The organism is Bartonella sp. AP21QHHD, assembly GCF_042196205.1.
In the GTDB taxonomy this organism is placed as follows: domain Bacteria; phylum Pseudomonadota; class Alphaproteobacteria; order Rhizobiales; family Rhizobiaceae; genus Bartonella.
The window spans coordinates 96,047-116,709 of the sequence record NZ_JBHIPT010000100.1; the positions used below are offsets into that span (position 1 = coordinate 96,047).

Annotated in this window: 17 protein-coding genes and 1 pseudogene; 13 read left to right on the top strand and 5 right to left on the bottom strand. The window is 36.8% G+C overall.

Going from position 1 to position 20,663, the window contains the following annotated elements:
• Positions 1 to 1,482 precede the first annotated feature (1,482 nt).
• The 3 genes from ACFIMC_RS06310 to ACFIMC_RS06320 form a co-directional block, all read right to left on the bottom strand.
• On the bottom strand, positions 1,483 to 1,890 hold the full coding sequence (locus tag ACFIMC_RS06310) for a hypothetical protein (protein ID WP_375613320.1): 408 nt from the start codon (positions 1,888 to 1,890) through the stop codon (positions 1,483 to 1,485).
• Positions 1,891 to 2,427: 537 nt separating this feature from the next.
• Positions 2,428 to 3,291: a prephenate dehydratase gene (locus ACFIMC_RS06315; protein WP_375671924.1), complete on the bottom strand. Its 864-nt coding sequence runs from the start codon at positions 3,289 to 3,291 to the stop codon at positions 2,428 to 2,430.
• Positions 3,288 to 4,019 carry a 3-deoxy-manno-octulosonate cytidylyltransferase gene (locus tag ACFIMC_RS06320; RefSeq protein WP_375632301.1) on the bottom strand — a complete coding sequence of 244 codons (732 nt, stop codon included), beginning with the start codon at positions 4,017 to 4,019 and terminating at the stop codon, positions 3,288 to 3,290. The genes ACFIMC_RS06315 and ACFIMC_RS06320 overlap by 4 nt, the downstream gene beginning before the upstream one ends.
• 104 nt (positions 4,020 to 4,123) lie before the next feature.
• Between ACFIMC_RS06320 and ACFIMC_RS06325 the strand changes: the two genes are divergently transcribed.
• Positions 4,124 to 4,687 carry a c-type cytochrome gene (locus ACFIMC_RS06325; protein ID WP_375668309.1) on the top strand — a complete coding sequence of 188 codons (564 nt, stop codon included), beginning with the start codon at positions 4,124 to 4,126 and terminating at the stop codon, positions 4,685 to 4,687.
• Between the two features lie 927 nt (positions 4,688 to 5,614).
• On the opposite strand, the gene ACFIMC_RS06330 is transcribed toward ACFIMC_RS06325, so the two are convergent.
• Complete coding sequence (locus ACFIMC_RS06330) at positions 5,615 to 6,409, bottom strand: molybdopterin-synthase adenylyltransferase MoeB (RefSeq protein WP_375613322.1); 795 nt, start codon at positions 6,407 to 6,409, stop codon at positions 5,615 to 5,617.
• A gap of 87 nt (positions 6,410 to 6,496) precedes the next feature.
• On the opposite strand from ACFIMC_RS06330, the gene gshB reads away from it, so the two are divergent.
• The 11 genes from gshB to ACFIMC_RS06385 all read left to right on the top strand — a co-directional run bounded on the left by gshB (position 6,497) and on the right by ACFIMC_RS06385 (position 19,046).
• Positions 6,497 to 7,444 carry a glutathione synthase gene (gshB, locus tag ACFIMC_RS06335; RefSeq protein WP_375627632.1) on the top strand — a complete coding sequence of 316 codons (948 nt, stop codon included), beginning with the start codon at positions 6,497 to 6,499 and terminating at the stop codon, positions 7,442 to 7,444.
• 133 nt (positions 7,445 to 7,577) lie between these two features.
• Complete coding sequence (locus tag ACFIMC_RS06340) at positions 7,578 to 8,624, top strand: substrate-binding domain-containing protein (protein WP_375613323.1); 1,047 nt, start codon at positions 7,578 to 7,580, stop codon at positions 8,622 to 8,624.
• A 75-nt stretch (positions 8,625 to 8,699) separates the two neighbouring features.
• Positions 8,700 to 10,160, top strand: coding sequence for a phosphate ABC transporter permease subunit PstC (gene pstC, locus ACFIMC_RS06345; protein ID WP_375611794.1), 1,461 nt, complete (start codon positions 8,700 to 8,702; stop codon positions 10,158 to 10,160).
• Positions 10,157 to 11,446, top strand: coding sequence for a phosphate ABC transporter permease PstA (gene pstA, locus ACFIMC_RS06350; RefSeq protein WP_375611793.1), 1,290 nt, complete (start codon positions 10,157 to 10,159; stop codon positions 11,444 to 11,446). The genes pstC and pstA overlap by 4 nt, the downstream gene beginning before the upstream one ends.
• A gap of 51 nt (positions 11,447 to 11,497) precedes the next feature.
• Complete coding sequence (gene pstB, locus ACFIMC_RS06355) at positions 11,498 to 12,256, top strand: phosphate ABC transporter ATP-binding protein PstB (RefSeq protein WP_375611792.1); 759 nt, start codon at positions 11,498 to 11,500, stop codon at positions 12,254 to 12,256.
• 21 nt (positions 12,257 to 12,277) lie between these two features.
• Complete coding sequence (gene phoU, locus ACFIMC_RS06360) at positions 12,278 to 13,000, top strand: phosphate signaling complex protein PhoU (protein ID WP_375611791.1); 723 nt, start codon at positions 12,278 to 12,280, stop codon at positions 12,998 to 13,000.
• A 549-nt stretch (positions 13,001 to 13,549) separates the two neighbouring features.
• Entirely contained in the window at positions 13,550 to 14,383 is an 834-nt protein-coding gene (locus tag ACFIMC_RS06365) for a cell wall hydrolase (protein ID WP_375613326.1), read from the top strand.
• 177 nt (positions 14,384 to 14,560) lie between these two features.
• Entirely contained in the window at positions 14,561 to 15,808 is a 1,248-nt protein-coding gene (locus ACFIMC_RS06370) for an aminopeptidase (protein ID WP_375671925.1), read from the top strand.
• Between the two features lie 271 nt (positions 15,809 to 16,079).
• Positions 16,080 to 16,955 carry a bifunctional DNA-formamidopyrimidine glycosylase/DNA-(apurinic or apyrimidinic site) lyase gene (gene mutM, locus ACFIMC_RS06375; RefSeq protein WP_375613328.1) on the top strand — a complete coding sequence of 292 codons (876 nt, stop codon included), beginning with the start codon at positions 16,080 to 16,082 and terminating at the stop codon, positions 16,953 to 16,955.
• Between the two features lie 83 nt (positions 16,956 to 17,038).
• Positions 17,039 to 18,433, top strand: a complete 1,395-nt coding sequence (locus ACFIMC_RS06380) for a M20/M25/M40 family metallo-hydrolase (protein WP_375611787.1) — start codon at positions 17,039 to 17,041, stop codon at positions 18,431 to 18,433.
• Entirely contained in the window at positions 18,426 to 19,046 is a 621-nt protein-coding gene (locus tag ACFIMC_RS06385; protein WP_375632307.1) for a ribonuclease D, read from the top strand. Before ACFIMC_RS06380 ends, ACFIMC_RS06385 begins: the two co-directional genes overlap by 8 nt.
• Before the next feature lie 250 nt (positions 19,047 to 19,296).
• On the opposite strand, the pseudogene ACFIMC_RS06390 reads toward ACFIMC_RS06385, so the two are convergent.
• Positions 19,297 to 19,739, bottom strand: a pseudogene (locus tag ACFIMC_RS06390) (integrase); the annotation flags it as partial.
• A gap of 364 nt (positions 19,740 to 20,103) precedes the next feature.
• Between ACFIMC_RS06390 and ACFIMC_RS06395 the strand changes: the two are divergent.
• Positions 20,104 to 20,484, top strand: coding sequence for a hypothetical protein (locus ACFIMC_RS06395; protein ID WP_375671926.1), 381 nt, complete (start codon positions 20,104 to 20,106; stop codon positions 20,482 to 20,484).
• The last annotated feature ends 179 nt before the right edge of the window (positions 20,485 to 20,663 follow it).

Sequence of the window (20,663 nt, forward strand, 5' to 3'; positions counted from 1 at the left end):
TATAAACAACAAAGAGATTGTGGATTTACCAGTTTTTATAGCAGTAGCTCTTCATATTTATTTGGTATGAAAATATTTTTTCGCTTAAGATAGTCTGAATGTATAATTATTCTCATTCGCTGAAACATGTAAGAGTTTTAGGATAGACACGTCTGTTCTAAAACTACGAAATTGAATCATCAAAAATTTACAACAGTCAAAGAAGCAAATAAAGCAGATAGATCATGTAATTGGCTAACATTCGAAAGTCAGGGGGAAGAGTGCTATTTAAATAATTATAAAATATTGCTTTAATGGTGTTGCTCCTCTATACAAAAAATCCCAAACAGAATACATTTAATGTTGTACATTCACAGGCTTTTTAAAGAGCGATTGCTCAATACTCTTAACTATATTTCAAACTCTACTCGTAAATAGTATACATACTCTCCTTGAGATATAAGTCCATTGTGCACTATCCTTTTTATGCTTAATAAAAGTATAAATTTTAGCCCTCATACTACTTAACAACTCCCAATGTTGCGATCCCTTGCACTTGAAAGGCTTTATAAGAAGCATTTTTATTCCTTTTTTAATCGTTTTTACTCACACACCACTCTCATTTGTAACTTTCAAGGAAACGATTTTAATGGATTCAATATGAGATTTAAGATGGGAGGATCTTACTTTATTTGTGGTTGTAATTCAGTGTAAGAAAATCAAAGTCTTATAATGATAAGTCAATATATTAAATATCTTATAAGAGAACCACCTCATTTCTATAGTGAATGAGAATATCAAATATGTAATATTTTTTCTTTTAACGTATATAAATACTGAGTAGATGTTATCGCTCTTTTTTTGCGTGCTTGTTCTTTTAATTAAAAAACATTGATGTTTATCACAAGATGGATCAATATATGAATTTTCATTATTTGAGAAAAGGTTTCATATATTTTTAAGGGACTGTACTCATGCAAGAGAAGATGCAACATTAAACGCTATAGAAATAAGGGGGTACTGATTTTATAAGCATAAAAATGGTTCTTATTCGATATAAGCGACATTTTATAGTTTCAAATAATTATATCCTTTAATAAGGAGGGAAAAGCGAGATGAATTTTTACAAAAGCTGAATGAGTATGATTTAAAATGCAGCGAGGAATGCATCTGTAGAGCAAATTTTACTTTTCTGTTTATCTAAGTGATTTGGGTACGATGTGCTTTATAGTACTTAAAATAAAGCAGTTGCGAAGATAGAAGTTATATTCTTATTAAAAAAATAGCTCTGATAGTAGAAAATACAGAACAATTTAATTTTAGTCATTTAGTTTTCGCAAAAGTTCTTTAATATCTAACCTTATAAGCAGCTTAAGGTTTGCCATATTAGGATAAAAATAAGCTTTTCAGCGATTAGTTTTAATGGCTCATTATGCCCTATTTTGAAAAAAATACCTAAAAAAAGAATAACTCTACTCAAATTTAGATGTTATAGAAATATTGTTAATCATAATCTCCTGTGTCACAATTTGTTCCAACAACTTTTTTCTTCGTAATATTTTTAAAAATATAATGTCCTGACGAAGGAAAACTTATATGAAGAGATTTTATATTTTTTAGGATAAAGATCTTCTTTTCTTTATCATGGGTTATTTTCTTTTCATCATCAACAGCAATTCTCAATTTGTTTAAATCAGAAGGGGTAGAGTATGATAAAGTAAAGGATACTTTCTTCGGTTCAAAGATACTACAAGAGTATTCAGCTCCTTGATGGATTGTATCGGATGGGATGATCACAACACTTTCATCCAGCCCAAAATTCCATTTTCTCTCACCAAAGCCAGCAAACGCACCACTAGAGTAGGCGAGAATATTTGCGGCTAATAATCCTTGCATGAAGATTTTTTTCATTATCCTCTCCTTTTTCTAAAGTGAGGTGAATCATAAATCAATTTTTATAAAGATAAAAGCTCAAACTTAACGCTAAAATCAGGGCTAAGTTGCATTTTCTAGTTTTAAACCATGTTTAGAATGACATTAATCTAAGAGATTTGAATGCTCTATTATGTATAATAATTTGAATTGTTTTGAGAGCTAATTTAGAAGTTCGTTATCTTTATTGGAATATTGTCAGAGGAAATGACTTTTCTCAAGAAGCTCTCTTTGAATATATAAAAGGAAATAGATGGTACAAGCGTTTTTATTTTTGGTTACTGTGTTTTTTTACACTGGTTTTTATACAAGTTGAAGTGCTTTTTATCATGATATAATTTGTGAGAAAATATTATGCAAATAATTTATATATTCTGTTACGAGCTGTTTTTTCTTCTTCAGTTTTTATGAAGGGTGTTGAGTAGAAAAAAACGAGCTCTTTCAGGATACGTTGCATTATGAAATTTTTACGATGCTTTTTGATATCAACAAAAAATGATAGCAGCTTAATTGCTTTTATATATACGATGTTCGATCGTTTTGTGCTGGATAAGTACCGATAATACGCAGTTCTGCAGAAAAGAAAGATAATTCTTCTAAGGCAAGTTTCATCATCGGGTCTTCAGGATGTCCTTCAATATCAACAAAGAACTGTGTTGCATTGAAATTTCCACCAATTTGATAGCTTTCTAATTTTGTCATATTGATACCATTCGTTGCAAATCCTCCCATAGCTTTATAGAGAGCAGCGGGGACATTGCGCACTCGAAAAAGAAGACTGGTGATGATTTTTTCGCCATTTTGAGGTTTGTGGACATGTCGTTTGGAGCGTGAAAGGATGACAAAACGGGTAATATTATGAGGGTTATCTTCAACATCTCTTTCAAGAATATCAAGTCCATAGAGTTCTGCTGCGATTAAAGGTGCTAAGGCAGCCTGTGAACGTTTAGCATTTTTTTTAATAAATTTTGCAGCTCCAGCGGTGTCAGCAGAAACAACAGGTTTCCAACCGTTGTTTCGTATGATTTTTCGGCATTGTGCAAGGGCATGCGTATGGCTGTGGACGGTTTTAATTTCGTCATGTGTAACGCCGGGCAAAACCATGAGTTGAAAATGGATAGGTAAAAAATATTCATCAATAATATAAAGAGATGACTGTGGTAAAAGATGATGAATGTCTGCAACGCGTCCCGCAAGGGTATTTTCAATAGGGATCATAGCAAGATCAGCTTTCCCGCTTTCCACTAAATTAAGGGCGTCTTCGAAAGTAGCAGAGGGAACAGCATCCATATTGGGGAACATATTGGAGCAAGCAATATGGGAATTAGCGCCGTATTCTCCTTGGAAAGAAATTTTATTGGTTTTTTTAAGTATTTTCATGCTAAAATCTCACAAACTCTATCGAGATCATGTTGTGTGTCTACACCTAAGGGAATTGTATCGACTATTTCCACATCGATACGCATATTGTTTTCTAATGCACGTAATTGTTCAAGTTTTTCACGTTTCTCAAGTGGTGAGGGTTTGAATGATACAAATTTCTCAAGTGCTTCGCGCCTATAGGCGTATATTCCAATATGGTGATAAAGAGGACCCTCTCCATAAGGTGCTTTGGCGCGCGTAAAATAAAGAGCACGAAGGCGATTTTGAGAAAGCGGTGTACCAATGATTTTGACAACATTGGGATCTCTTGTTTCATTTTCTTCAATGATTTTGGCACCCAAGGTTGCAATATCAGTAAAGCTATTTTCTAAAGGGCGTAGCGCACGAATGATTTCACGAGGCATGATTGTTGGTAAGTCACCTTGTATATTTAAAATGGCGTTGTAGCGTTGTTCAGGATCAATGCGCACTAAAGCTTCATAAATACGATCAGATCCAGACTTATGATCACCTCGTGTTATGATATATTCATGCCCATAATCTGCAACAGCTTTAGCGATATCATTATGATCTGTTGCAACGATTGTACGTCCTATTCCAGCTTTTTTGGCTTGTTCTACGACATGAACAATCATCGGTTTTCCGCCAATTTCAGCGAGAGCTTTTTGAGGAAGACGGGTTGAGCCCATACGGGCAGGAATAAGAATAATTGGTTCAAGAGCCATTGTAAGATTCCCAATGTCATCTGTGATGCATTTATGATGTTGTGTGTTATAAAGAAAAAGCTTAAACTAAAAATGGTAATAAAACCGTGAACATTTGAGTTTTTATGAATCGCTCGAGATTTATTTATTTTATTTGTGCTTGTTTATGTGTGCTGGTCGCTGTTGTGGGGATTTCCACACTCAGCAATATAATTTACGATCATCCTACATCAGTCCAATATCATCATACAGTTGCCAAGAATGATATATTTCAAGAAAAACAAAAAGCACCTGATGTTTCCCTATCACTAAATAGCCGCCTTCAACAAGGCAATTTTGAAAATGGCCGTAAAGTTTTTCGCCAATGTGCCATATGCCACACATCTGGACGCAATGAAGCAGGGCGTGTTGGTCCAGTTCTCTGGGAGATTGTTAACCGCCCTTTGGCATCAGCAGCAGGTTTTGCTTATTCACGGGCATTACGTGCTCATTCTGATCAAAAATGGGATTTTGTAACGTTAGATCGTTATTTACATTCTCCACGTGAAGCTTTTCCTGGGACCATTATGTCTTTTCGTGGAATTAAAAATGACCAAGATCGTGCCGATCTTTTGCTTTATTTACGCAGTTTATCCGATCATCCTGTTCCTTTACCAATGGATAATAATAAAGCGAATGAGCCAAATTAACTTATACCATAGATGTTAATTTTAGAAAGAAGTCTGATTTTTTTTGTAATTTTAGTTTCACAGTTTTATAAAAAGAGCTCTTATTGATGTTTTGTTAGGGGGGAACGCCCCTCACGCAAAACAGAACATATTTAACATTGCATATTTACTCGCTTATTTTAAAGAGATCTTTTATAAAAATGCACTCTTTACGCTGTCGTCTGTGGATTGGTTTTCAAGATTTGTGTGCTTCACTTTTTCTACATATACTTGTCTGTGAAATTATTGCTGAAGGATTATCAATTCATGAGCCGCAGCTTTCTGCTTCTGAATGCAATAATTATGTAATTAAAGCTCTCCATGAGGTTTATCTCAATCCTTCTATACACATCAATCCCTATGTACTTTTACATCAAGTCCCATGTATTTTTCTTATGAACAGAGACAATTGATTGTTCTTATACGTGCAATAATCCTAAGCTGCATTTTATGATGCTCGATGAATAGACGTTTTCTCTTGAGGTTAGAGATGTACGGACAGATCATTGACCTTTTATAGTATCGATCACTAAAATATGACTTAAATTATTTATTTATAGGTTATGGTTTGAAGTAAGCACTTTCATGTGAAACAATTTTTATGTGTGAATAGTAAAATAGTTGAATAGAGTTCTGCTGATTGTATTTTTATCTACGTCGAAAATTTTTTACACAAGAATACTGATAGCAGCTGCGTTCCCACGAGTCTCTGTCCATTTATAGACGATGACATGAAATTATGCTGATAATCCATTATAGAGAATTATTTTTTCACAAAAGGTTTGCCATATTTGTGATAAATTTAATAGGTTTCATTGGTTACAATGTTTCGATGACTTGCGATAAAATTAATTAGTATTTCAATACATATTGCGAGAGTGCTAAAAATTAGTGGAAGAGAGGACATAATCATGATTCTCCAAGCTTCTTAATAACTATGGTATTTTCTTTATAATTTGAGCGTTTATAAGTAATAATATTAAATTGCGCTAATAATCCATTATAGAGAAGAATCTTTCCTACTAATGGCTCTCCGATGTTTGTGATCATTTTAATAACTTCCATTGCTTGTAGGGTCCCAATAACGCCAGGTAAAACACCGATGATTCCAGTTTCAGCGCATGTTGGGATAGTCCCGTGAGCTGGAGGGGTGGGAAATAAATCGCGATAGTGAGGATTATTGTCTTTATACGGCATAAGGACCGTTAATGAGCCATTAAAACGTTCTACAGCACCGCTTATTAGAGGTTTTTTGCATTGGGCAGCGTGATCAGCGAGAAGATAGCGTGTGGTAAAATTATCACTTCCATCAACAATGATGTGGTAAGCATTGAGCAGTTTATCCACATTACTTTTATCTAAGCGTAGGGTGTGTTTTTTAACTACAACATGGGGATTTATTGCTTTTATAGTGGTTTCAGCACTGTCTGTTTTGCTTTTGTTGATTGCATTTGTTTTATGAATAACTTGGCGTTGTAAATTGGAAAGTGAAACGATGTCGTTATCGACAATTCCAAGGGTTCCAACACCTGCGGCAGCCAAATAGGTTAAGACAGGAGCACCAAGACCACCCGCGCCTACAACAAGAACACGTGCTGTTTTTAGCTTTTGTTGCCCTGCACCACCAATCTCAGGCAAAATGATGTGGCGTGCATAGCGTTCGATTTCTTTGTTGTTTAATTTTATATCTGTTTCTTGTGTCATAAATTTTCTCTTGTCATAGTTCTTTTATTGTTTACTAAGTTTATGATGCATAGACCAGTCTGCTTTTAGGATAGAGAGGATTTATTTATGAAAATTGCCATTCAGATGGATCATATTTCAACAGTTCGGATTCAAGGAGATACGACATTTGCACTCGCTTTAGCAGCCCAAGAACGTGGACACTCTCTCTTCCATTATACACCAGATCGTTTATCTCTATACGATGGTTGTGTGATTGCACGACTAGAGCCATTGATTGTACATGATAAAGAGGGAAGCCACTATCGATTAGAAAAGCCTGTTCGTACGGAATTAACAGATATGGATGTGGTTCTTTTACGCCAAGATCCACCTTTTAATCTCAATTATATCACAACAACTCATTTGTTAGAGCGTATTCATCCTAAAACACTCGTTGTGAATGATCCTGCATGGGTACGCAACAGTCCAGAAAAAATTTTTGTTACTGAATTTTCTGATCTGATGCCAGAAACATTAATTACCAAAGATATTGAAGAAATAACAGCTTTTAGAGAGACATTTGGCGATATTATTGTTAAACCACTTTATGGGAATGGGGGCGCTGGTATTTTTTATTTAAGACAAGATGATCGTAATTTAGCATCATTGTTGGAAATGTTTGCAGAAATTTATCACGAACCTTTTATTGTTCAGCGCTATTTAGAGGCAGTACGAAAAGGAGATAAAAGGATTATTTTGCTTGATGGTACACCTGTTGGAGCTATTAATCGAATTCCGACAGAAACAGATGTGCGCTCTAATATGCATGTTGGAGGTCGCGCGGAAAATGTGGAGTTAACAAAACGTGATTATGAGATTTGTGAACGCATTGGTCCAGCCTTAAAGGAACGCGGTCTTCTTTTTGTGGGGATTGATGTGATTGGAGATTATATAACAGAAATTAATGTGACGTCTCCTACGGGAATTCGTGAAATTAAACGCTTCTGCGGTACAGATGTTGCTCATTTGTTTTGGGATGTTATTGAGTTCAAGCGTTCAAATGAATTTATTTGACAGAGGACAAAAACATGGTTTTAAAAAAATGATCCATGTTGTTTTTTATATTTGTTATGTTGCAAATGTGAACTAGAATGACCGTATGATATAAATTAAGAGGCTTTGTTTCCAATTTTTAGGGAGTTTATAGATGAACAAAGTATTATCAATTGGAGTGGGATTGATTTTTGCGCTACTGCTGTCAGCAAATGGAGGCAATGCGCGCGATCAAATACAGATTACTGGTTCATCTACAGTTTTACCTTATCAAAAGATTGTTGCTGAAACATTTGGAGAAATTTATCCCCATTTTAAGGTTCCTGTTATCGAATCGGGAGGAACAGGAGCTGGTATTAAGGAATTCTGCCGTGGTATTGGGGAGAACACTGTTGATATTGTTAATGCTTCGCGAGCAATGAAACCGAGTGAATTACAGTCTTGTTTTGATGCTGGTGTAAAAGATGTTGAGGAAATACGTATTGGGTATGATGGCATTGTTTTTGCAACTGATATTAAGGGACCTGATTGGAAATTACAGCCAGTAGATGTTTATAAAGCCCTTGCTGCTCGAATTATTATAGACGGAAAGTTGCAACCGAATAATGTTTTGAAATGGAGTGCAGTCAATAGTGCTCTTCCTGATTGGACGATAGCAGCGTATATTCCTGGGGAGAAGCATGGGACACGTGAAGTTTTTGAGGAAAAATTACTTACTAAGGGGTGTAAAGAGAGTGGGGCAGTTGAAGTGATGAAGTCTTTAGGAATGGATGATAAGGAGATACACACTGCTTGTATTGCGGTACGTAAGGATGGAAAAGCGGTTGATATTGATGGTGATTATTCTGAAACATTTGCGCGTCTAACTTCTAATAAAACAGGGGTTGGTATTTTTGGTTTGTCTTTTTATCAAAATAATGCTGATAAACTAAAGGTTGCCGATATTAACGGTTTTGCGCCAACAGTTGAGACGATTTCTAGTGGACAATATCCGGTTTCTCGTCCGCTTTTTTTCTATATTAAGAAAGCACATTTAGGTATTATTTCAGGTTTGCGAGAGTATGTTGATTTTTTTCTTTCTGATCAAATGATTGGTCCAGAGGGTCCTTTGGCTGAATATGGTTTGATTGTTTCTCCTGAAAAGGAACGTCAAGCACAGCGTTCTGATTTTTCTGCTGGTCGAGTAATGACATTGAAATAATTTGCAGGGAAAATTTGTTGGATTTCTGAGATAGGAAATTTGGGTGCTATTTTTTTATAAAAACTGAAAGATAAAATGCGCATTTCCTTCATTGTTTTGCTATTATTGATTTTTGGATTTTGTGGCTTTTGTATTTCTTATATGCGAGCACGCATTCTTGAATACAGACAACATAAAATGCATTCTCGTGCGTATTATTATGGCTGGTGGACATTTTTGATTACTGTTATTCCAGCTTTTATTTTTTTAATTGTTTGGGATGCTGGGAGTACAATTTATTTAGAATATAATGCCTCTCGAGAGCTGGGGGCGTATAGTGCGCATGTAACAGAGCCTGTAAATCACGATCTACTTTGGGAGACACTTCGAAGTCTCGTCAAAAAGATTCATCGCTTTGAGGGGAATCTTTCTACCGCTTCCTATAAGGAAGTGCAGGCACAATTACTCGCGAAGGGATTGATTTTATCCGATGAAGCATCGGATGATGTGTTCAAAATAGCACAGTCGTGGGTATTCTCTTCTGAAAAGCTTAAGTTTATAGGTTATGTTTTTCTTTTTGCTATTGCGTCCTTTGGTTTTATCTGTGGAATGATGCAAATTGCGCCTCATCAACGTGCCCGTAATAAGGTTGAATCTTTTATTATTATTGGATTGATTTGTGCATCTATTGTTGCAGTCTTGACAACAATAGCCATTGCGCTTTCTATGCTTTTTCAGACAGTAAGCTTTTTTCAGTCTGTATCCTTTTCAAATTTCTTTTTAGGAACAGTTTGGGATCCGCGTTTTTCCGCGAGCGGTTCCAGCGATGAAGTAGGACAATTTGGTCTAATACCGCTTCTTGCTGGTACGCTTTATATTGCATTTGTTGCCATGCTTTTTGCTGTACCTATAGGACTATTTTCAGCTCTTTATATGGCGGAGTATGCTTCTGCGCGATTGCGAGCAATTGTGAAGCCATTGTTAGAAGTTCTTGCTGGCATTCCAACGATTGTTTATGGCTTTTTTGCTTTGAAGGTTGTGGGACCATTTTTACGAGATCTCTCTGCTTCTCTCTCAGACGGGGTTAGTTTTATTATGGCACAAAGTGTTTTGACTGCTGGAGTTGTGATGGGAATTATGTTGATACCTTTTGTTTCCTCTTTATCGGATGATGTTATTACGGCTGTTCCACGCATTTTACGTGAAGGTTCTTATGGTTTAGGCGCAACGCAATCTGAAACAATTAAAAAAGTTGTTATACCAGCAGCGCTTCCAGGGATTATGGGGGCTATTTTGTTGACGGCATCGCGTGCAATTGGAGAAACAATGATTGTGGTTTTGGCGGCAGGTGTTGCAGCAAATTTAACACTCAATCCTTTCGAAGCAATGACTACGATGACTGTTAAGATTGTTAATCAATTGACCGGTGATTTTGAGTTTAATTCTCCACAAACTCTGGTGGCTTTTGCCTTAGGGATGACGCTCTTTGTTATGACACTTTTGATGAATATTCTAGCTCTTTATATTGTGCGTAAATATCGGGAACAATATGAATGAATGAAGATTTTTTTCCTCGTCGCAATATTAGTCTCAAGCGTCGGTATTGGGCTGAACGTCGTTTTCGTGCCTATGGTTTGATTGCCATTTTTATTGGTTTATTTTTTTTATTTACGCTTTTATGGTCTATCATTAGTCAGGGTTATACAGCTTTTTTTCAAAGTGAAATGACATTATCGATTTATTTGGATGAAAAGATCATTGATCCAAGTGGTCAACGTAAAACAAAACCACAAGTGCTCATGACGGCGAATTATCCACTTCTTGTACGCAATGCTTTAGCGAAGAAACTTAATATCAATCAAAATGATCGAGCCTCTCTTTTGGACGTTAACCGTATGTTTTCAAATGGTGTCCGTGTTCAACTGCGTGAAATGGTGACAAAAAATCCAAAACTAATTGGCACAATGCAAAAAGTTAAAGTTTTGGCATCTGCGGATATTGATTCTGCTTATAAGGGACAGATTGATCTGCGTGTAGCAGAAAAAAACCGTAAAGTTTCTAATCGACAAATAGAATGGATAAAGCGTTTAGCGCATGATGGTACGCTTTATAAAACATTTAATATTGGTTTTTTTACATTTGGCGCTTCAAGTCGTCCTGAGACTGCGGGATTAGGTGTTGCGATCATTGGTTCTCTTTATATGATAGGCATCGTTTTATTAGTTTCCCTTCCGATAGGCATAGCAACGGCTCTTTATTTAGAAGAATATGCACGCAAAAATAAATTTACAGATTTTATAGAGGTTAATATCAATAATCTTGCAGCTGTTCCTTCAATTGTGTTTGGTCTTTTAGGACTCTCTTTTTTTGTTAATTTTTTAGGATTACCACGTTCAGCCTCTTTTGTTGGTGGTCTTGTTTTAGCGCTCATGACTCTTCCCACGATCATTATTGCAACACGTTCTGCTCTGCGTGCTGTTCCTCTCTCTATTCGTTCTGCAGCTTTGGGGTTGGGAGCATCAAAAACACAAATGATTTTTCATCATGTTGTTCCTTTAGCTGCGCCTGGCATTTTAACAGGCACAATTATTGGAGTCGCTCAGGCTTTGGGTGAAACAGCTCCTTTGCTTTTGATTGGAATGGTTGCTTTTGTTGTTAATATTCCTACGACCCCCATGGATCCAGCAACGGCTTTGCCTGTTCAAATTTTTATGTGGGCGGGTGAAGCAGAGCGTGCTTTTGTTGAAAAGACATCAGGTGCTATTATTGTATTGATGATTTTTCTTGCGATCATGAATATTTCTGCGGTTTTTTTACGTCGACGATTTGAACGCCGCCAGTAATTTTAATAAAACAACAGCTTTGATAAGATTTTTGTAAGGTGAATTTTTGTAATGAAGATTAAAATGCGCGGTCAGGATGTGAAGGTTTCTTACGGAGATAAAGAAGCACTCCACGGTATTACACTTGATATTCCTGAACATCAAGTAACTGCTTTGATTGGTCCATCAGGATGCGGAAAGTCAACTTTTTTGCGTTGTTTTAACCGTATGAATGATACAATTGAAGGCGCTAAAACAACTGGTCTTATTACCTTAGATGGGGAGAATATTTATGACACACGGATTGATGTTGTAGAATTGCGCGCTCGTGTTGGAATGGTTTTTCAAAAGCCCAGCCCTTTTCCAAAATCTATATTTGAGAATGTTGCGTATGGTCCACGCATTCATGGTTTAGTTAAAACACGCTCTGAATTGCATGATGTCGTTGAAAAGAGTTTGAGGCAGGCAGGTTTGTTTGAAGAAGTAAAAGACCGCCTTCATGATCTTGGAACAAGTTTATCAGGGGGACAACAACAGCGTTTGTGTATTGCACGTGCTATTGCGGTTAGTCCTGAAGTTATTTTGATGGATGAGCCCTGTTCAGCTCTTGATCCCATTGCAACAGCACGGATTGAAGAGCTTATCGATGCGTTACGGCAAAATTATACAATTGTTATCGTAACGCATTCCATGCAACAGGCCGCACGTGTTTCTCAATATACGGCTATGTTTCATTTAGGGCATTTGGTAGAAGTTGGTGCGACTGAAATGATCTTTACCTCACCAAAAGAGCAACGGACACAAGATTATATTACGGGGCGTTTTGGATAGGTGAATTGAGGAGTGTAAGATATGTCTATGAAACATACTGTCCGTTCTTATGATGCAGAACTAAAATATTTAAGAGTAAGGATTACAGAAATGGGGAGCCATGCAGAAAGGATGATTGAACGTTCTGTCGCATCGGTTGTGAGTAGTGATCTTCAACTTGCAACGACAGTGATTGCCGATGATGTGTTTTTAGATGAAGCAGAACGTGACATTGATGAAAAAGCGGTTGCTATTATTTGCAAACGCCAACCGATGGCTGTCGATTTGCGTGAAATTATTGGAGCCATTCGTATTTCTTCTGATCTTGAACGGATTGGGGATATGGCAAAAAACATTGCTAAAAGGACTGTTGCACTTTCAGAAATACGTCAATCTGCTTCTGTTTATCATGGGCTTGAAACAATTACAGCTTTAGCACTCAATCAATTAAAAGAAGTCTTAAATGCTTATACGAGTCGCCTATTAGAGCGTGTTGACGCGGTGCGTGAGCGTGATGAGAAGATTGATGCTTTGTATACTTCTCTTTTTCGTGAACTTTTGACGTATATGATGGAAGATATGCGCAATATTACGGTTTGTACGCACTTACTGTTTTGTTTAAAGAATATTGAACGAATTGGTGATCATGTTACTAATATTGCTGAAATGCTGCATTATATCATAACGGGTTACCATATGTCCTCTGATCGTCCTCGTGATGACCTTACTTATAAAGTTGGGGTAGGTGAGAAGAAAATAGATTAAAATTTTTCTTATATGTATAAAATAAGTTTGTAGATATATGAGTATTTTCTTACAGTGCAGCTATAAGAAGAATAAGATAACCATTTTATGGCAAAGCACAAAGAAGCAACAAAGAGCTTTTTCAGAGAAGCATGGCAGATTGTTAACTCTTGGTTTGACATATTTGTATATTGGATGATATCATCACTCGTATTGTGGCAGGAGGGGAGTTTTCTAGGGGAATTTCCTTTCAGATCATTTTGTTAAAATTTTATATTAAAGGGGATATCTGTATTATTTTTTCGTATGTAGAAGAAGTGGATAGTGTTACTTTATTGTAATTGAAACGTGTGGGTTATTATAGCCTATATTGAACCATGAAGAATAACAATATCGATCTGTAAATTAAGAGTTTTTTATTTTTTATTTTGCATAGATACTTTTTGATTACCTCTTGTATTAAAATTTTACTGAGTGGTAACAATTAGCTATGTACTTTATTGAGAGATACATTTAAAGCTCATTTCAAGACTTGAATATCTCAGAGATTATAGGAATGTGTTGCATAAGATGAAAAAAAATCGTTGGAATGTTTTTGTTACCTGTTGTGTAGCGCCGTTAGTTGTTGTGGGATGTGCTTCAAGTCATTTAGATGCTGGAAAAATAAATAATAATAAGACAAAAGCGGTTACATATCCATTGACAGAGCGTCAATGTCTTATGCGAGCGATGTATTTTGAATCAAATCGCACAAGCCGTGAAGGAATGATTGCCGTTGGAACGGTTGTTATGAATCGTGTTAATTCAACCGCCTATCCTAAGACGATTTGTGGTGTTGTTGGTCAATATAGGCAATTTGCTCCTGGTGTTTTAACGCGTCCTATGACGGAGAAAGCATCTGTTGCTCGTGTAAGAGAGGCGGCTGATGCCGTTTTACGGGGTGAACGAGATAAGAAAGTTAAACACGCTAAGTTTTTTCATACCGCTGGTTTGTCTTTTCCGTATAAAAACATGCATTATGTTCAGGTTGCAGGGGGAAATGCTTTTTATGAAAAACGATCACGTGATGGAGAGCTTCAAGTTCCTACAAATAATCGCCCTTATGATGTTGCTTATGCTTTTGCTCAAGAACGTTCTGGTCATGCGCCAAGCTTTATAGATGAAGGCTTAGAGAGTAGGGGCGTAAAGGCAGAGAAAAGTACATCTCCTTCGACAGAAGTAGCACAGTCCAAGATGGCACATCCTGCGCCTTTTGCTATGGTACAGCTTGATAAAGTTCCTATCCCTGCCTATGCACCTCAACATCTAGCTAGGAAAGAGGAAAATAAAACGATTATGGTTTTACCTTCATCTGATCAGTTAAATGCAATTGTTGCAATGTTAGAAAAACGACACAGGAACTAGTAAGTTTTTCATGACCAAAGAAGGATGATATACCCATTGCGGTTTATGAATTAAGTGAATTTTAGCGATAATGATACGCATAAATATACGTAGAGAAAGCGAACTCAAAGGATCTGAAAAACAATTTATAATATGACGACATAAAGAACGCATTCTATTTAAAGAAGGGTATTGGTAATGTACTTTGATATTCATGAGACAATTTTGCCTGAAATGCTTAATCGTCTTGCAGAAATTACAGTGAAAGTGGGGTTGAATTTACAAGAGGGGCAGGATCTTGTTTTAACTGCTCCAGTTTCAGCGTTACCTTTTGTTCGGCGTATTGCATATCATGCTTATAAGGTTGGTGCTGGTGTCATTACACCAATTTTTAGTGATGATATGTTATCTCTTACACGGTTTGAAAATGCCCATACAACTAGTTTTGATTGTGCCCCTTCTTGGCTTTATGAGGGAATGGCAAAGGCTTTTGAAAATGGGGCAGCGCGTTTAGCGATTGTTGGTGATAATCCTTTGCTCCTTTCCAATCAGGATTTTGATAAGGTTTCACGTTTAAATAAAGCCACTTCAATAGCTTACCAGCCGGCACTCAAGCAAATATCAAATTTTGCTATGAATTGGTCGATTGTTGCTTATCCAACAGCAGGATGGGCTGAGGCAATGTTTCCTTCTTTACCACTTAATGAGGCGATTAAAAAATTAGCCGATGCAATTTTTTCTGCTTCACGTGTTACAGGAGAAGATCCGGTGCAGGCGTGGACTGTCCATAACGAGAATTTAAAGAAACGATCATCTTGGCTTAATGAGCAGCGTTTTTCTGCCTTACACTTTACAGGGCCAGGGACTGATTTAACTGTTGGTTTGGCAGATGATCATGAATGGCATGGTGGTGCATCCGTTGCTCAAAATGGTGTTATTTGCAATCCGAATATTCCGACAGAAGAAGTTTTCACGACTCCTCATGCTCATAAGGTTGAAGGTTTCGTTCGCTCAACAAAGCCCCTTTCCTATCAAGGAACTCTGGTTGATAATATTGAAGTACGTTTTGAAGCAGGGCGTATTGTTGAGGCTCGTGCATCAACAGGCCAAGAAGTTTTACAGCAGGTTTTGCAAAGTGATGAGGGTGCAAGCCGGTTGGGCGAAGTTGCCCTTGTGCCCCATTCTTCACCAATTTCTAAGAGTGGCCTCCTTTTTTATAATACCTTATTTGATGAAAATGCTGCATGTCATATTGCTTTAGGGCAGTGTTATTCCAAATGCTTTTTAGATGGGGCATCATTGACGTCAGAAGAGATTGCAGCACGTGGTGGGAATAAAAGTGTCATTCATATTGACTGGATGATTGGTTCTGGTGAAATTGACATAGATGGCATTACCCAAGATGGTGTAAGAGTTCCTGTATTTCGTAAGGGTGAATGGGCTTAATTTTGTTACCATAAAACGCGGTCATTTGAGGTGGGGTGGGATGTAAGCTTTATTGATACGTTAAGTATTTTAGAGTGTGTGGTATATATTCAAGGCAGGGTTTGTCCATAAAGCCTTTAGTTAAATGATTCACATGAGTAGGAATCCAAGTAAAATCGACTCATCAAGAATTTGTTTAGTAGATGTAGAGGAAGTCTTCGTTTTTTGAGGGGGGAAGAAGTCAATTTATCAGTGATACGATTGGAAAGTGTATAATTATTAAAGAAGAGTAATGCCTGAGCTTCCTGAAGTAGAGACAGTTCGTCGTGGACTTGAGTCCGTTGTAACTGATGCAAAGATAGTATCTGTCAAACTTAATCGTAGAGATTTGCGCTTTCCTTTTCCTGAGGCTTTTTCTGAGCGCCTTATTGGCAGAACAATTATAGAACTTGGTCGGCGTGCGAAATATTTATTATTTCATCTTTCTCAGGATGAAACGATTTTAAGCCATTTAGGAATGTCTGGTTCATGGCGTATAGAGAATGATTTTTTAAGAAAAGCTTGTTCAGCGTCAAGTAAATTAGTTAAACATGATCATTTTGTCATGGATATTCAGACAAAGAATGGTGACGTTTATCGTCTTATTTATAATGATGTGCGTCGCTTTGGGTTTATGCTTTTAGTCGATACGGATAAGCTTTATGAACATCCACTTTTAAATAAGCTAGGTCTTGAACCTATAAGTAATTCGTTTTCTGGTCGTTATTTACAAAAGGCTTTTGTTAATAAAAAAATGTCTCTCAAGGGTGTTTTACTTGATCAGTCTATTGTTGCAGGTCTTGGGAATATTTATGTTTGTGAAGCACTTTGGCGGAGTCGTTTGTCTCCACAACGTGGTGCATTTACATTAGCATCAAAAACGGCACGTGCACGTGAATTTGCAGATTCTTTAGCACAAAATATACGCAATGTGATTTCTGAAGCCATTTTGTCTGGTGGCTCTTCTTTACGTGATTATATGCATATAGATGGTTCGCTTGGTTATTTTCAGCATGCTTTTTCAGTTTATGGACGAGAAGGCAAGCAATGTTTGGAATGTGGAGCGCCTATTATGCGCATTTTACAGGCTGGACGTTCAAGTTTTTACTGCTCACAATGTCAAAAATGAATAAGGTGTCTTGCAAAATCTTACAAGAGGCTTAAAGTCATCGCATCTATAATATAATTACACAAGGCTTGAAAGGTTTTTTTATGCTGAATAAAGTACTAACACATCTTGATGGAAATATAGAGAAGAGCCTTGAACGCCTTTTTTCTCTTTTACGTTTTCAATCGATTTCTACAGACTCGGCTTACAAGGATGCATGTCGTAAAGCAGCTGATTGGTTAGTGGAGGATTTAAAAAGCATCGGTTTTGAGGCTTCACGCCGTGATACGCCGGGGCATCCAATGGTTGTTGGGCATCATCCTGGACCTTCAGATGATTGTTTGCATGTGCTGTTTTACGGACATTATGATGTTCAACCTGTTGATCCATTGAGTTTATGGGAGGATGATCCATTTACACCTTCTTTAAAAGAGAGAGATGGAGAGAAAGTTATTTGTGCTCGTGGAGCTTCAGATGACAAAGGTCAGTTGATGACTTTTATTGAAGCATGTCGTGCATTTAAGAAAGAAACAGGGCAGCTTCCTATTAAAGTTACTGTTTTATTTGAGGGAGAAGAAGAATGTGCTTCTCCTTCCCTTATTCCTTTTTTAAAAGCAAATACAGATGAACTTAAGGCAGATTATGCATTGGTTTGTGACACGTCAATGTGGGATGCGGATACACCATCTATTGCTCTTTCTCTTCGGGGAATTATGGCAGAAGAGATTATTATCACAGCAGCGAATCGTGATTTACATTCTGGTTATTTTGGAGGAGTAGCAGCTAATCCCATTCGTATTTTAACGAAAATCTTAGCAGGACTTCACGATGAAAATAATAGGGCAACACTTCCTGGTTTTTATGATGGCGTAGAAGAAACACCTCCACAGATTTTACAATCATGGAATGCACTTAATTGTACTGCTGAAAATTTTCTTGGTCCTATAGGACTTTCCGTTCCAGCTGGTGAAAAAGGGCGGAGCATTTTAGAGCTTGTATGGGCACGTCCTACCATGGAAATTAATGGTATTAGTGGCGGCTATGAAGGGGAAGGGATGAAAACAGTTATTGCTTCTCAAGCGAGTGCAAAAGTATCGTGTCGTTTGGTGCATAAGCAAGATCCAGAGAAAATACGCCAAGCGTTGCGTGATTATGTACGTAGCTCAATTCCTGCTGATTGTAAGGTTGAATTTAAGAATCACGGTTCTTCTCCGGCACTTCAGATTTCTGATGATTCATCTTTTATCAAGGAGGCGAAGGATGCCTTATCACAAGAGTGGGAAGTGCCTGCTGTCTTGACAGCCATGGGGGGCTCGATCCCAATTGTAGCAGATTTTCGGTCAATTCTTGGTATGGAAACTCTTTTGGTTGGTTTTGGACTGGCTGATGACCGTATTCATTCTCCTAATGAAAAGTATAATTTAAAATCGTTTCATAAGGGGCAGCGGTCTTGGGCGCGTATTCTTGCTGCTTTAGCAAGTAGGAGGGTAAATGGCTGAGATTCGCGTTCATCAAGGTGATTTACCAAACTTAGACAATTATAAAACTGATGCCATTGCGATTGATACCGAGACTTTAGGATTACAACCCTATCGTGATCGTTTATGCGTTGTTCAGCTTTCTTCTGGAGATGGTACTGCTGACGTTATTCAGATTGCTAAAGAACAAAAGAGTGCACCAAATTTGATAAAATTGCTTGAGGATAACGCAATAACCAAAATATTTCATTTTGGGCGTTTTGATCTTGCTATTTTAGCGCATACATTTGGTGTTATGCCAGAGGCTATTTTTTGTACAAAGATTGCTTCGAAACTCACGCGCACTTATACGGATCGTCATGGCTTGAAAGAAATTTGTAATGAATTGCTGAATGTGAATATTTCTAAACAGCAACAATCTTCGGATTGGGCGGCAGAAACGTTATCACAGGCACAAATTGAATATGCTGCGTCGGATGTGTTATATTTACATCGTTTAAAGGTTATATTTGAAGAACGTTTAAGACGTGAAGAGCGAGAAAATGTTGCCAAGGCATGCTTTCAATTTTTGCCTATGAGAGCTAGGCTTGATCTTTTAGGATGGGCGGAAGTTGATATTTTTGCGCATAGCTAACTTTAAAATTGGCTTTTAAATAGAGTTAATTATTGATGTGAGAGGACAAAATGCTTGTACATTATGGGCGTTTTATCCTCTCATCTTTTCTGATAAGAATTATAATAAATTCTTAAGTGCTATTTCATTTGAAGTTTAGGCAATAAAAATACTTTTGCGAATCCATATTTTTTATTTTTGTAACAGCTTTTATTTGAAACAAAGCAATTTTGAGGAGAGGCTGGAAACATACGGTAGGTTGGAAGACTTAAATCTCTGAAACCGGTATACAGCCTAATTGGGGGAGAATATGAATGTGTAAATGTAAAAACCAAATCTCATCTTTACCATCATTTTTAATTCTGCTTTACGACTTTCAAAAGTATTTAAAGCAATGTCTGTTAAATAATAGAGATTACGCATTGCCTCATGTTTTTAATGGATTTACGTTCTTCGTGTAAAACAGAACGCCCTAAACGGAATATATTTGTGTTGCTAATTCATGTGCTTTTTGTAAAGAAACCGACACCCAAGTTCATTTTACGGTGGCGCTCATAAAAGATATAACAATAAAGCTTCCAATACCAATATAAAATCTATTGAACACTACCATCTTTATGCTTATGGAGTAACAAGCCGCTACCATCCACACAACTGTACCAATTCCCAATGTTGTGTAAGTCCTTAGCACTTGAGACGGTTCATAAGAGGCATTTTTAGTCTTTTTTTAGTGTTTTTTATCCACACAGCTCTCTCAACTTGTAACGTGCAAACAAATGGTTTTGATTGATTCAACATGAAAAAGATTTGGAATGAGAGAATCTTATGGTATTTAGGATTCTCAGTCAATATGGATAACGCTATATTATCATTATAAATCAGTATATTATATGAAGTTCGTATAGTTTATTATTTTCAGACGATACTTCGTGCCTTTATTTATTACTCAATAAGTAATTTCTATGTTGGCAGAGCAGGGCAATTTTCTTTTATTTTAAAATTAAAATGCTCCAAAGCTTTATTTTTAAGGATTCTCACTTTTTATCTATAAACATGCTATTTTTTCTGGAAATTTGCAATGAAGACACTAGATAAAATCCATTATGGATATTTATACGAGGTTAAATTTATGAACATAAAATATTTTATTACGGCTTTTGCTACGTTTGCTTCAATCTCTGTAGCTCAGGGTGCTTCTTTCTTGTCTTCTCAAAAGTTAATAGAGGGTATACCTTCTCTTGTTCTTCCTAGAGATCTTTTTTCTAGTGAACAGTTGAGCAAGATCTTCTCTGAAGTTGTTCAAATGGAACTTTCTTGCACGCATAACAACCAATGCATAACAGAAGCTGAGTTAGTACCTGTATCATATTCTGGTAAAAAAAGATTTCAAAAGCCTAAAAAAGGATTAAGGAAAGGAAGACGACCAGATTTATTTAGACGAAGTCCAATGAGTTATTAAAAAGTAAGAAAACAACATCAAGAGGTCTAACGTATGATCGGGAATTGAAGAGAGGAGATATTTTTTATCATTTGAAAAGTGGAGGAGCAGTTGTTCGCAAAGGGTATTATAATTGTGTACGGAGGGGGTGAAGAGTACTATTTGGAAAAGATATGGGGAGGTGGATTTCGGTGCAAGAA

Coding starts and splice junctions, on each gene's coding strand:
- pstA (WP_375611793.1), top strand. CDS start 10,157: ATGAATGAAGATTTTTTTCCTCGTCGCAATATTAGTCTCAAGCGTCGG.
- pstB (WP_375611792.1), top strand. CDS start 11,498: ATGAAGATTAAAATGCGCGGTCAGGATGTGAAGGTTTCTTACGGAGAT.
- ACFIMC_RS06320 (WP_375632301.1), bottom strand. CDS start 4,019: ATGGCTCTTGAACCAATTATTCTTATTCCTGCCCGTATGGGCTCAACC.
- ACFIMC_RS06310 (WP_375613320.1), bottom strand. CDS start 1,890: ATGAAAAAAATCTTCATGCAAGGATTATTAGCCGCAAATATTCTCGCC.
- mutM (WP_375613328.1), top strand. CDS start 16,080: ATGCCTGAGCTTCCTGAAGTAGAGACAGTTCGTCGTGGACTTGAGTCC.
- ACFIMC_RS06395 (WP_375671926.1), top strand. CDS start 20,104: ATGAAGACACTAGATAAAATCCATTATGGATATTTATACGAGGTTAAA.
- ACFIMC_RS06365 (WP_375613326.1), top strand. CDS start 13,550: ATGAAAAAAAATCGTTGGAATGTTTTTGTTACCTGTTGTGTAGCGCCG.
- ACFIMC_RS06330 (WP_375613322.1), bottom strand. CDS start 6,409: ATGACACAAGAAACAGATATAAAATTAAACAACAAAGAAATCGAACGC.
- ACFIMC_RS06315 (WP_375671924.1), bottom strand. CDS start 3,291: ATGAAAATACTTAAAAAAACCAATAAAATTTCTTTCCAAGGAGAATAC.
- ACFIMC_RS06370 (WP_375671925.1), top strand. CDS start 14,561: ATGTACTTTGATATTCATGAGACAATTTTGCCTGAAATGCTTAATCGT.
- ACFIMC_RS06380 (WP_375611787.1), top strand. CDS start 17,039: ATGCTGAATAAAGTACTAACACATCTTGATGGAAATATAGAGAAGAGC.
- pstC (WP_375611794.1), top strand. CDS start 8,700: ATGCGCATTTCCTTCATTGTTTTGCTATTATTGATTTTTGGATTTTGT.
- ACFIMC_RS06340 (WP_375613323.1), top strand. CDS start 7,578: ATGAACAAAGTATTATCAATTGGAGTGGGATTGATTTTTGCGCTACTG.
- gshB (WP_375627632.1), top strand. CDS start 6,497: ATGAAAATTGCCATTCAGATGGATCATATTTCAACAGTTCGGATTCAA.
- ACFIMC_RS06325 (WP_375668309.1), top strand. CDS start 4,124: ATGAATCGCTCGAGATTTATTTATTTTATTTGTGCTTGTTTATGTGTG.
- phoU (WP_375611791.1), top strand. CDS start 12,278: ATGTCTATGAAACATACTGTCCGTTCTTATGATGCAGAACTAAAATAT.
- ACFIMC_RS06385 (WP_375632307.1), top strand. CDS start 18,426: ATGGCTGAGATTCGCGTTCATCAAGGTGATTTACCAAACTTAGACAAT.